This window comes from Bradyrhizobium sp. USDA 10063, from assembly GCF_054063735.1.
This window is the reverse complement of sequence record NZ_JBSSGP010000002.1, coordinates 9,204,082-9,216,398: the sequence shown is the minus strand read 5'-3', so window position 1 is coordinate 9,216,398 and position 12,317 is coordinate 9,204,082. Positions and strand designations below refer to the sequence as shown.

The 12,317-nt window shown below is 63.5% G+C and carries 10 protein-coding genes; 5 read left to right on the top strand and 5 right to left on the bottom strand.

All coding sequences use genetic code 11. The features are described 5' to 3' along the window. The first annotated feature begins 6 nt into the window (after positions 1-6). On the top strand, positions 7-558 hold the full coding sequence (locus ACVJGD_RS44805) for a sigma-70 family RNA polymerase sigma factor (RefSeq protein WP_456640585.1): 552 nt from the start codon (positions 7-9) through the stop codon (positions 556-558). After that, positions 555-1,316: an anti-sigma factor family protein gene (locus tag ACVJGD_RS44800; protein ID WP_456640062.1), complete on the top strand. Its 762-nt coding sequence runs from the start codon at positions 555-557 to the stop codon at positions 1,314-1,316. The genes ACVJGD_RS44805 and ACVJGD_RS44800 overlap by 4 nt, the downstream gene beginning before the upstream one ends. A gap of 32 nt (positions 1,317-1,348) precedes the next feature. Here the strand turns inward: ACVJGD_RS44800 and ACVJGD_RS44795 are convergent, their stop codons facing one another. Further along, a complete protein-coding gene (locus tag ACVJGD_RS44795; RefSeq protein ID WP_456640061.1) occupies positions 1,349-1,753 on the bottom strand; it encodes a GFA family protein in 405 nt (134 codons plus the stop codon). Positions 1,754-1,863: 110 nt separating this feature from the next. Beyond that, positions 1,864-3,255 (bottom strand): aminobacteriohopanetriol synthase HpnO, encoded by a 1,392-nt coding sequence (gene hpnO, locus ACVJGD_RS44790; protein WP_456640060.1) that lies wholly within the window; start codon positions 3,253-3,255, stop codon positions 1,864-1,866. Positions 3,256-3,361: 106 nt separating this feature from the next. Here hpnO and ACVJGD_RS44785 point away from each other — a divergent pair, with 106 nt between their 5' ends. Next, positions 3,362-4,063 (top strand): DUF2147 domain-containing protein, encoded by a 702-nt coding sequence (locus tag ACVJGD_RS44785; protein ID WP_456640059.1) that lies wholly within the window; start codon positions 3,362-3,364, stop codon positions 4,061-4,063. On the opposite strand, the gene hpnN is transcribed toward ACVJGD_RS44785, so the two are convergent. Next, positions 4,004-6,622: a hopanoid transporter HpnN gene (hpnN, locus tag ACVJGD_RS44780; RefSeq protein ID WP_456640058.1), complete on the bottom strand. Its 2,619-nt coding sequence runs from the start codon at positions 6,620-6,622 to the stop codon at positions 4,004-4,006. The two genes, ACVJGD_RS44785 and hpnN, sit on opposite strands and share 60 nt — an antisense overlap. 448 nt (positions 6,623-7,070) lie before the next feature. Here hpnN and ispH point away from each other — a divergent pair, with 448 nt between their 5' ends. Continuing rightward, the gene (gene ispH / locus ACVJGD_RS44775) at positions 7,071-7,997 is read left to right on the top strand and encodes a 4-hydroxy-3-methylbut-2-enyl diphosphate reductase (protein ID WP_456640584.1); all 927 of its coding nucleotides are present in this window, start codon (positions 7,071-7,073) and stop codon (positions 7,995-7,997) included. A gap of 39 nt (positions 7,998-8,036) precedes the next feature. Beyond that, positions 8,037-9,197 carry an adenosyl-hopene transferase HpnH gene (gene hpnH, locus ACVJGD_RS44770; RefSeq protein WP_456640057.1) on the top strand — a complete coding sequence of 387 codons (1,161 nt, stop codon included), beginning with the start codon at positions 8,037-8,039 and terminating at the stop codon, positions 9,195-9,197. A gap of 297 nt (positions 9,198-9,494) precedes the next feature. On the opposite strand, the gene ACVJGD_RS44765 is transcribed toward hpnH, so the two are convergent. Next, positions 9,495-10,244 (bottom strand): phosphorylase, encoded by a 750-nt coding sequence (locus tag ACVJGD_RS44765; protein ID WP_456640056.1) that lies wholly within the window; start codon positions 10,242-10,244, stop codon positions 9,495-9,497. Beyond that, positions 10,241-12,202: a squalene--hopene cyclase gene (gene shc / locus ACVJGD_RS44760; RefSeq protein ID WP_456640055.1), complete on the bottom strand. Its 1,962-nt coding sequence runs from the start codon at positions 12,200-12,202 to the stop codon at positions 10,241-10,243. Before shc ends, ACVJGD_RS44765 begins: the two co-directional genes overlap by 4 nt. Positions 12,203-12,317 lie beyond the last annotated feature (115 nt).

The window sequence follows — 12,317 nt, the reverse complement described above, 5'->3', positions numbered from 1 at the left end:
GAGGCGATGAAAGCGTCGGAGGACGATCCCGAGAAGGCGCGGCGCTTTCGCGAGGCCGCACTGCCTTATCTCGACGATGCCTATACACTGGCGCGCTATCTCCTGCGCGACGCCCGTGATGCCGAGGATGCGGTGCAGGAGTGTTTCCTGCGCGCCTTCAAGCATTTCGACAGCTATCGCGGACCGGCGATGAAGCCGTGGCTGTTCGCGATCCTGCGCAATGTCTGCCGTGCCGAATATGCGCGGCGCGTGGGCACTCAGACCGGCGCGATCGAAGATGTCGCCGACAACGCGGAAGCCCCGCTCTGGCATGAGGCGCCGGAGACGCCGGAAGCGCAGATGCTGCGTGAGAAGGATTCCGCTGCAATTCGCCGATTGATCGCGGCGCTCGCCGAACCGTTTCGCGAGACCTTCGTGCTCCGGGAGATCCAGAATCTTTCATACCGCGAGATCGCCGATGTCGCGGCCGTGCCCGTGGGCACCGTGATGTCGCGCCTTGCGCGCGCCCGCGCGATGCTGCGCTCGGCGTGGCTTGCGGAACAGGAGCAAGCAGAATGACCTGCGAGGAAGCCGAGGTGCTGCTTCAGGCGCTGATCGACGGCGAGCTCGACGCGGGACACGCGCGCGAGGTCGAGAACCACATCGCAGGCTGCCCGCGCTGCGCGGCGCTGGCGAAAGACTATCGCGCGATGAGCCGCATGATCGCGGACAAGGATGCAAGCTACACCGCGCCGCCTGAGCTGCGGCAGCGCATCGAGGCCGCGCTGCCGCAGCCGAGGGCCACGCCGAACCGCCGCGCGGTGCTGCGCGGATTCGCACTGGGATCGGCGGTCTCCGCGATGGCCGCGACCGGCCTCGTCGCCGTCATCCTGCGCAGCGACGACGAGGCGCGCATCCAGTCGGAACTGGTCTCGGCGCATTTGCGCTCGCTGCAGGCCGGCCATCTCACCGACGTGCTTTCCACCGACCAGCACACAGTCAAGCCGTGGTTCAACGGCAAGCTCGATGTCGCGCCGCCCGTGATCGACCTCACCGCGAAGGGCTTCACCCTGATCGGCGGCCGGCTCGACTATGTCGACGCCCGCGCCATCGGCGCCGTTGTCTATCGAAGGCGCCAGCATGTCATCAACCTGTTCGTCGCGCAGACATCAGATACCGAGCGCCACGCCGCCAGGATGAGCACGCGACAGGGGTTCAACATCCGCCAATGGAGCGACCACGGCCTGAACTTCTGGGCCGTCAGCGACCTCGGCGCCGACGAACTCGCCGAATTCGGCGAGAAGTTCGAGGCCGCGATGCGGACTCCAGCTTCGTAGCCTGGATCCGGGCTACAGATCGTCGTGGGCCATTATTGCTGTGGCGGGTATCGATCAAACACCGGCAGTTCGTGCGCGCGCTCCATCCATTGGACCCGCTCCGCGACCTGGACATGGATCATTGCGGGCACGACATCGGGATCGTCGTAAGTTCCGCTCTGAACATCAATGATCCCGGGCAGCATCTGATCGTTAACGTAGAAAAGACCGGTGCCGCAGTTCGCGCAGAAGTGCCGGCGGCCGTGCTCGGATGATGCGTAGACCTTGGGCTGCCCTTGCGTCACCTTGACGGCATCGACGGGATACATCGTCCAGCCGACCATCGGCGCGCCGGAGTGACGCCTGCAATCCGTGCAATGGCACAGCGCGTGCGTGAGGGCTTCACCTTCAGCCTCGTAGCGGATGGCTCCGCAATGACAACCGCCTGTGATGTGCATTTCATCTCCTCCAGGTCGTTGACAGAGTAGATCAGCCGAAGGCGTAGTCCGCCAACACGCGTCGGTTGGTGGGACCTGCGGCGGATTACGCTTCGCTAATCCGCACGCGACTACGCGGACTTCCGCACGGCGTTGTCGACCAGCGTCTTGCCGAGCGACCAGATCGCGCCGGGGACCTTGTGGCTGCCGGCGATCACGGTGTCGAAGGCCTTTTCGATCCAGGTGCAGTCGTCCTCGGTGAGCGTGAGCGGCGGCAACAGCTTGATGGTGTGGCTGCCGTGGCCGGCGACCTGGGTCAGGATCTTGTGGTCCTTGAACAGCGGCACGGTGATGAGCTGGCAGAACAGGCCTTTGTTGGCGGTCTCCAGCACGTTCCAGGATGCGCGCAGGCGCAGCGACTTCGGCGGGCCGAACTCGATGCCGATCATCAAGCCCTTGCCGCGGACTTCCTTCATCAGCTCGTAGCCCGGGACCATGCGCGTCAGCGCGAGGCGGAGCTCGGCGCCGCGCTTGGCCGCCTGCTCGACCAGCTTCTCGGCCTTGATGACTTCGAGCGTCGCGATGCCGGCGGCCATTGCGAGATCGTTTTTAGAAAATGTCGAGCCGTGGACGACGGCGCGATCCATCTGGTTGAAGATCTTGTCGAAGATGCTTTTGCGCGTCAGCAGCGCGCCGACCGGGACATGTCCGCCGGACAGCGCTTTCGCGAGCAGCACCATGTCGGGCTCGACATTCCAGTGCTCGATGGCGAGGAATTTGCCGGTACGGCCGATGCCGGTCTGAATCTCGTCGGCGATGAACAGCGTGCCGTATTTCCGGCACAGCGCTGCAGCACCGGGCAGGAATTCGTCCGAGGGCATGTTGACGCCCTTGCCCTGGATCGGCTCGACGATGAAGGCCGCGACCTGGCGCGACGACAGCGCCTGCTCGAGCGCGGCGAGATCGTTGAACGGAATCTGGGTGCAGCCGGGCAGCAGCGGCTCGAAGCCGCCGCGAAAATTCGCATCGTCCATCAGCGACAGCGCGCCATAGGACAATCCGTGAAACGAATGCGAGCAGGACACGATGCCGGGGCGGCCGGTCGCGCCACGCGCGAACTTGATCGCGGCTTCAACCGTCTCGGCGCCCGAATTGGAAAAGAATACCTTGTCCAGATATGGTACATGCTCGAGCAGGCGCTCGGCCAGGATGCCGGCGAGCGTGGACACATCGAGCTGCACGAGGTTGGGCAGGTCGGCATCCAGCACGCTCTTCAATGCCTGGCGCAGCGCCGGATGGTTGCGGCCGATCGCAAAAACGCCAAATCCGCTCAGTAGGTCGAGATAACGTGCCCCCTCGCGATCGAAGAGATACTGGCCTTGCCCTTTTTGAAAGCCGACGTCATAGCCGATAGTCTTGAGCACGCGCACAAGCTGCTCGTTCAAGTAGCGCGCGTGCAGGGAACTGCGCTGCGCCTGGCGCTCCACAAACATCTCGGAAACGTCTAGATTTGAGCTTAGCATCGGCTACATACGTCGGTTGATGGTCATTTCGTCAACTCAAAACGCCGATTGCGGCGTTTTGCCCCCAAGCTTTGGCCCTTCTACTACTTAAGCACAGGTTCGGACCATGTTGCACTGCCTACCTAAGCTCGCGCGCACCATAGCATACTCGGGATTCCTTTTGGCGAGCGCATTGGTCCCTGCCCTGGCTGCGGACCCGACCGGCGACTGGCGCGTAGCTGACGGTGTCGCCCACATCAGGGTCGCACAGTGCAACGGCAGCATATGGGGCGCGGTCGCCTGGGAGAAGACCCCTGGCGGCAAGGACACGCATAATCCAGATCCCGCGAAGCAAAGCCGGCCTACGCTCGGCATGCCGATCCTGATCGACATGAAGAAGAAGGCGGGCGCGGATGCGTGGGAGGGCCAAGTCTACAATGCCAAGGACGGTCAGCTCTACAGCTCTACGATCAAGCCAATTGGTTCTGACAAGCTCGAGATTCAAGGCTGCGTGCTGGGCTTTCTTTGCGGCGGCGAGACCTGGACCCGCGTTGGGCCGCCGATCCCGTCCAGCACCGCGAGCAGTGCGAACAGCATGGCCAAGGGCACCGCGCCCAAAGGTGCATCGCCGTCTGCATCGCAGGCAGCGCCTCAGACGCCGCCCAAGACCACGGGCTCGGTGAGTGCTGCTCCTGCCACCGCTCCAGCCGCGTCGTCCAAACAACAGACCGGCCAGAAGCAGGCAGCCACCGGCCAATCAACCGGCCAATCAGGTGACGTCGTCGGCGATATCTGCGTCCTTCCGGACGTCACGCGGTTTACCCATTAGGGCCGGCTGGAAGAGCAGCACGGCGGCAAGAGTCGTGACCAGCGACAGCGCGAGCAATTTGCCCATGCTCGCGGTGCCCGGATGACTTGAGAGCCACAGGCTGCCGAACGCGGTCGCCGTCGTCAGCGCGCTGAAAAAGATTGCCCGCGTCAGGCTCGATTGCAGCAGATTCGTTCTGCCCTGACGCCAGGCGGTGACGTAATAAATCTTGAAGGCGACGCCGACGCCGAGCAGCAGCGGCAGCGCGACGATGTTGGCGAAGTTGAGCGGCAGCCCGATCAGCACGCAGATTTCCAGCGTCACGGCGCCCGCGACCAGCAGCGGCACGATCGTGAGCAGCACGTCGACGACGCGCCGCAGCGTCAGCCAGAGCAACAGGCTGATCACGATCAGCGCCCAGATACCGGCGTGGACGAACGCCTTCACCACCGTGTCGCCGGATTTCAGGATCGAGACCGGGCCGCCGATCGCGGTCGGCTCGGCTGCGAGCACGGCGGCCGCGAACTTGCGCAGCGTGTCGTTGTCGTTCGGATCGCCCTTCGGCAAGGCCTCGACGCGTATCAGTCCATCCTTGGCCTTCCACTCGCGTACCAGCACTTCCGGCAGCGACTTCAGGGTGACGGTCTGGGCCTGCAGCATGTCCTTGAGCTGGTCGAACACCACCTTCAGCGGCGAAACGAAGACGTTCTGCGCCTTGTCGCGCGTCGCCTGATTCGAATCGGCGAGCCTGGTCAGCGCATCCGCAAGCCGGCGTGCGGCCACGGCGCCCGCATTCTTGGTGTCGCCCGCAGTCTTGCGGAGGTTGTCGGCTGAGCTCTTCAGCGCCTCGACATTCTCCTGGTCGGTCGGCGGGGCATCGATCGAATCCGGATTGAGCGCCGGGTTGAGCACCCTCGCCGCCTGCGCGATCAGCTTCAGCTTGGCGGGCTGATCGGTCGGCACGAAGCTGTCGAGCGAGCGCACGCTCAACACTTCCGGCAGCTTCTCGAGCTTCTCCTCGATCTTCCTGGCGTCGGCTTCCGAACGCGTCATGACGTTGATCGCATTGGCGCCGGTGTTCGGGTCCCGCCTCAAATCAAGGAAGGTCGCGATCGATTCGACCTTCGAGTTGCGCAGGTTGATCGGGTTGAAGTCGAACTTCATGTAGTAGAGCAGCGGCAGGCCGGCGATCACGAGCGCGAGCGTGCCGACGATGATGGCGACGCGATGCTTCTCCAGGAAATGATCGACGGGCGCGAGGAATGCGTAACCGACCGGCTCCTTCTCGCCGGGCGGATTGAGCAGGTCCAGGAGCGCCGGCAGCGTCGTGATGCTGGACAGGAACGCGATCAGCATGCCGGCGCCGGCGATCTTGCCGAGCTCGGAGATGCCCTTGTAGTCGGTCGGCAGGAAGCACAGGAAGCCTGCGGCCGTTGCCATCGCCGCAAGCGACAGCGGCACCGCCGAGCGGCGCGCGGCGTTCTCGAGCGCCAGCGTCAGGTTGTCGTTCTTGAAGCGTTCGGAGCGGTAGCGGACGCTGAACTGGATGCCGAAATCGACGCCCAGGCCGACGAACAGCACGGCGAAGGCGATCGACAACAGGTTGAGCGAGCCGACCATCATCAGGCCGACGGCGGTGGTGATCGCAAGCCCGATGAACAGGTTGACGAACACGGCGAAGATGATCTTGGCCGAATGCAGCGCGAGCCACAGGATCACCAGCACGATCAGCACGGTGCCGATGCCGTTGACGACGGCGCCGTCCTGGACGGTGGAATATTCCTCGTTGGCGATCGGCACCGGTCCGGTAAGGCGGACGCGCGCGCCATATTCGCTTGCGAATTTCAGGTCGGCGGCTGCCTGCCGGATCGTATCGGTGGCCGCCTTGCCGGGCTCCAGCGCCTGATAGTCGAGCACGGGCTTGAACTCGATGAAGGCGCGCTTGTCCGAATCGGTCAGCGGCTTGTCGCTGGTGAGCTCGCGCCAGGAGAAGGTCGGCTTGTCCTTGTTGCTGAGGACATCCTCGACCGTCTGCGAGATCAGGTTGAAGGGGCGCGCGGCATTCTCGAGCTTGGCCTGCCCCCGCTTGATGCCGGCAAGACCTGTCTCCAGCGCGCCGGTGAGGCCGCGGATCGAGGGATCGCCGGCCATGATCTCGATCAGGGGGGCGGCGGATTCGAGCTCGCCGGTGACCTGGGCGACCTCCTCGGTCGGCAGGAACAGAAGCCCGTTCTTCTCGAAGAATTCGCCGGAGCCGAGCGGCGTGACCGCTTCGAAATGCTTGGTGTCACCGGTGAGCTTGTCGGCCAGCGCCTTGGCGGCAAGGCCCGTGAGTTCCGGCGTCGGCGCCTCCACCACGGCAAGAATCAGTCGCTCACGGTCGAACGCTTCCTCGAACTGGATGTCGCGCTGGCGCCAGTCGAGGTTGGGCGAGATCAGCGTATTGATGTCGGTATTGATGGCGAAGTTGCGGGCCGCGTAATAGCCCGCCGCCACCGCAAGGATCAGCGAGAAGACGACGACAGGGATAGCAAACCGCGTGCACGTTCTAACAATTGAGACAACTATACGTGTCAGCACTTCATTTCTTTCTGATCTTGCAGGAAGCACGCCGAAAACGCCCGCTATCTAGCGGAGTTCCAGGGGCCGATCTAATGTTGTTTTGACCGCCCGACCGCTGGTTCACTAGGAAGCGTCGAAACGGGCCGGAACGGCGTTGGGGCGCGGTATATCCCGCCCGGCCGGGCAATAAAGTGACGAACAAGTGAGATGGGGTGGACATTAATGCCGCAGTTTTAGGTATTTTATTACCTTAAACCGGTGTCCCGAACGGTACCCATTCCGTAATCCGGCTTTTCTAGACGCTCATTTTTTGACACAAAGCGCTCTTCTTCCGTGCGCTTGGGGGTGGGCTTAAGTGCAGGAACTGCTGGTGCGGACATTGCAGCAGGTCGGAAATGCCGGCTGCGGACGTCCGGCCGCGCGGGTTTTCGGATCGGATTGGTGCAATTTGCTTAACGGACGTCCTATGGAGGTTTTTCTAGCTCAGCCGCGGGGTTTTTGTGCGGGCGTGGTGCGCGCCATCGAGATCGTCGAGCGTGCGCTCGAGAAATACGGGCCGCCGGTCTATGTGCGACATGAGATCGTGCATAACAAATACGTCGTCGAAAGCCTGAAGAACAAAGGCGCGATCTTCGTCGAGGACCTGTCCGAGGTTCCGGCGGACGCGGTCACGGTGTTCAGCGCCCATGGCGTGGCGCGCAGCGTCGAGGAAGAGGCGGCCGCGCGCGGCCTGCCGGTGCTCAATGCCACCTGCCCGCTGGTCACCAAGGTCCACAATCAGGGCAAGCGCTACATGTCGAAGGGCCGGTCACTGATCCTGATCGGACATGCCGGCCACCCCGAGGTCGAGGGAACCATGGGCCAGGTTCCAGGACCCGTGCTGCTGGTCCAGAGCGTCGAGGACGTCAACGCCCTGACGCTGCCGGCCGATACGCCGGTCGCCTACATCACCCAGACCACGCTGAGCGTGGATGACACACGCGACATCATTCTGGCGCTCCAGGCCCGTTTTACAGATATTCAAGGCCCTGACATCCGGGATATCTGCTATGCCACACAGAACCGCCAATCTGCGGTAAGGGACCTAAGCAAATTGGTGGATGTCATCCTGGTGGTGGGGGCCGCCAACAGCTCCAATTCCAATCGGTTGCGCGAGATCGGCACCGAGGCTGGCGTTGCCAGTTATCTCATTGCCGATGGCAGCGAACTCAACCCGGAATGGCTAAACAATGCAAAGACCGTCGGCATCACGGCGGGTGCCTCTGCGCCCGAAGTGCTGGTCGACGACGTGATCGAGTCGTTGCGGCGCATCGGACCGGTCAAGGTGTCGGTCCTGTCGGGCCGGGAGGAGAACATCGAATTCCGCCTGCCGGCCGAACTGACCGCAGGCTGACCCAAACTTGGTCGTAAGAGTCGAGAGAGAAAGCTTGTAATGGCAATACCCTTCTTCAAGGAACTGCGCATCGGCGGCTATCTGCTCAAGCAGAAGTTGCTCGGCCGCAAGCGCTATCCGCTCGTGCTGATGCTGGAGCCGCTGTTTCGCTGCAATCTCGCCTGCGTCGGCTGTGGCAAGATCGATTATCCCGACGCGATCCTCAACCGCCGCATGACGGCGCAGGAATGCTGGGACGCGGCCGACGAGTGCGGCGCGCCGATGGTCGCGATTCCGGGCGGCGAACCGCTGATCCACAAGGAGATCGGCGAGATCGTGCGCGGGCTGGTCGAACGCAAGAAGTTCGTCTCGCTCTGCACCAACGCGCTGCTCTTGGAGAAGAAGCTCGACCTCTTCAAGCCGTCGCCATACCTGTTCTTCTCGGTGCATCTGGACGGCCTGAAGGATCACCACGACAAGGCGGTGTCGCAGAAGGGCGTGTTCGACCGCGCGGTATCAGCGATCAAGGCGGCGAAGGCCCGCGGCTTCACCGTGAATGTCAACGCCACCATCTTCGACGGCCATCCGGCGGAGGAAATTGCAAAGTTCCTCGACTTCACCACCGAGCTTGGCGTCGGCGTGTCGATGTCGCCGGGCTACGCCTATGAGCGCGCGCCGGACCAGGAGCACTTCCTCAACCGCACCAAGACCAAGAAGCTGTTCCGCGACGTCTTTGCGCTCGGCAAGGGCAAGAAGTGGAATTTCATGCATTCCGGCCTGTTCCTCGACTTCCTGGCCGGCAACCAGGAATACGAGTGCACGCCCTGGGGCATGCCGGCGCGCAACATCTTCGGCTGGCAGAAGCCCTGCTATCTGCTCGGCGAAGGTTACGCAAAGACCTTCAAGGAGTTGATGGAGACCACGGACTGGGATTCCTACGGCACCGGCAAGTATGAGAAGTGCGCTGACTGCATGGCGCATTGCGGCTACGAGCCGACCGCGGCGATCGCGGCGCTCAACAACCCGCTGAAGGCAGCGTGGGTGTCGATGCGCGGCATCCGCACCAAGGGTCCGATGGCCCCCGAGATCGACCTCTCCAAGCAGCGCCCGGCGCAGTACATCTTCTCGGAACAGGTCCAGAAGAAGCTCTCCGAGATCCGCCGCGACGAAGCGCTCGCCGCCGAGCAGAAGGCCGCACAGAAAGCCTCGACCGCCGCGTAACAGGCGAGCAGCGTCGAATAAGCAAAAGGCCCGACCGTCGATGACGGCCGGGCCTTTTGTTTTGTTCGTAGCCCGTTTACCACGCCCACCGCCGTCATTCCGGGGCGCGCGCAGCGCGAGCCCGGAATCCATCAAGCGGCAGGTGACGGCGGAGACATGGATTCCGGGCTCGATGCTTCGCATCGCCCCGGAATGACAGCCCGGTTGTTGCCAAGCTTCGTAGCCCGGGATTTTCTGAGCCAGCGCTGAGAGCGGGCCCGGGTTACGCTGGCGCGTAACCCGGGCTGCGGTTCTTTGCTATGCAGCCGAGCGAATCGGCTCTACGGGGACGATGCTCTCGCCGCCCAGCAGGAAGCCACGGCAGCCGCGCAAGGAGCGCAGCGCGCGGTTGAAGTCGATTCCGGTCGAGACCAGCGAGCGCAGCGTCAGCGGATTGCGCGCCACGCCGCGCAGGACCTTGCGCAGGTCGATGTCGCCATTCGGCTTGACCGCGGTCTTGGCCAATTCCGGTAGCGCGCGGTGGGCGGGATCGCTGATCACCCGGAGCGCCGCGAACGGAATGCCCGCCTTGGCCGCGTAGGCGGCGGCGATGTGGCTCTCCATATCAACGGCGGAAGCACCGGTTGCCGACCACAACGCCGCCTTGCAGGCCCTGGCCGCAATCACCTGCTCGACACCTGCGAGCCCGGCGCGGACGATCTTGCGGCGCCTCAGGGTGGCGCTGGCAACCATCTCCTCGTTCAGGGCCATGTCGGCCAGGAATCGGGTGTCGCCGGAAAGCACCTCCGTCGCCACCACGACGTCGCCCGACCGCAACGCCGGATCGAGCCCGCCGGCCACGCCGAACGAGATCACGCCGCGGAACGACGACGAATCGAGCGTCGCCAATAGCGCGCGAAGCTGCTGCGGATCGCTGGAACTGCAAATAACGATCATGCCCGGCCCGGCTGCGATGCGGGCCTCTTGCACTAATCCCGTTACGATCAAGACCGGCCGCGGATCCAGCATTTTCCCCACAGTCGCGGCGGCCCCCGCCCCCAGATTCACATTCCGACCCCTACCACCCTGCTGTTCGTGCTTCGCAAATTCCGATACCGCGCTAGCGCCCAGAGCGGGAAGAACTTGGAGTAGCCATGATAACGCAAGTAAAACACGCGCGGGAAGCCCGTAGCCGTGAAGCGCTGCTCCTCCCAGAGTCCTTTTTCGGTCTGTGTGCTTTTTAGGTACTCCACCCCCCGTAGGACTGCGGGGTTTTCGACCTCCCCCGCCGCCATCAACGCAAGCAAAGCCCATGCCGTTTGCGAGGAGGTCGACGGCGCGACCTCATAGCCCCGATAGTCCAGCCGGTAGCTGACGGCGTCCTCGCCCCAGCCGCCATCCTGATTCTGGATCGACACCAGCCAGTCGACCGCCTTCCGAATCATCGGGTCCTGATGGTCGACGCCGGCGGCGTTGAGCGCGCAGAGCACCGACCAGGTGCCGTAGATGAAGTTCAGGCCCCAGCGGCCATACCAGGAACCTTCTGCAAGCTGGGTGCGGCGCAGATAGGCAATACCGTCGGCGACCGCCTTGCTGGTCTTTTCGGTCTCGCCGAGTTGCGCCAGCATCGACACACAGCGCGCGGTGACGTCCTCGGTCGGCGGATCGAGCAGTGCGCCATGGTCGGAGAACGGGATGTTGTTGAGGTAGTATTCGAGGTTGTTGACGTCGAAGGCGGCCCAGCCGCCGTCGCGGCTCTGCAGGCCCTCGATCCATTCGCGGCCGCGGTCAATCGCTGCGTCGTACTCCTTGGTGCCGCTATAGCGGCGCTCCCGGTCCATCGCCATGACCACCACGGCGGTGTCATCGAGGTCGGGATAATGGTCGTTGTTGTACTGGAATGCCCAGCCGCCCGGCCGCACGTTGGGCGCCTTTACCGCCCAGTCGCCCTTGAAATCGAGCACCTGCCGCGGCTTCAGCCAGTCGAGCCCCTGCTTGGCCTTGGCAAGGGTCTCCTCGCTGCCGGCCTCCTGCAACGCATGGCAGGTCAGCGCAGTGTCCCACACCGGCGATACGCAGGGCTGGCAATAGGCCTCGTGCTCGCGAATCACCAAGAGCTTCTCGAGGCCACGCCGCGTGGTGGCACGCGGCGGATAGGTCTCGTCCTTGCCGAGCGCGTCATACATCATCACGATGTTGGCCATCGGCGGATAGATCGCGCCCATGCCGTCCTCGCCGTTCAACCGCTCTTCGGTGAAGGCGAGCGCGGCATCGATCGCGCGCTGGCGCAGGCTCTTCGGAAATAGCGGCTCGACCACGCGCAGCACGCTGTCGAGCCCGCGGAATAGCAGGAACCAGCCCCAGCTCTGATGCGGCGCCTTCGGAGGCATGCCGATCGACTTGGGATCCTGCAGGAACAGTTCGTCGAGGCCGACGCCCTTCGGGTTCTTCGCCCGCGGCTTCAGCGCGGCCAACACCATCAGCGGCACCATCGTGGTACGCGCCCAATAGGAGATCTTGTTGATGTGGAACGGCGACCACATCGGCAGCAGCATGATCTCGACCGGCAGCACCGGCGTCGCGCGCCAGGTCAAGACGCCAAACAGCGCCAGCAGGAAGCGGGTGAAGACGTTGCTGGCCGCGGCTCCGCCGCGCGAACGGATCGCCTCGCGGGCTTTCACCATATGCGGCGCATCGACGGAATCGCCGATCACCTTCAGCGCGAAATAGGCCTTCACGCTCGCGCTCATGTCGAACGGGCCGTCATGCACCAGAGGCCAGCCGCCATGGGCGCCCTGCACGCGGCGGAGGTAGTTGGCGATCTTCGTCTCCAGCACGCTGTCGACGGGCTCGCCCAGATAGTGGCACAGCAGCACATATTCCGCCGGGATCGTGCTGTCGGCCTCGAGTTCGAACACCCAATGTCCGTCGGATTGCCGATGGCCGAGCAGCGCCTCGGTCGCCGCGGAGATGCTCTTCTCCAGTGCGACCGGATCGACGGTGGCGGTATCGCTGACGGCATCCATTTTGCTCGATTACTCCTTCTCTGAGATCATGATCCGGAATCGGATCATGATCTCATCTCATCTCTTTGTTTGAGCATGATCTTTCGGAAAACCGGTTTCCACTTTTCCGGATCAT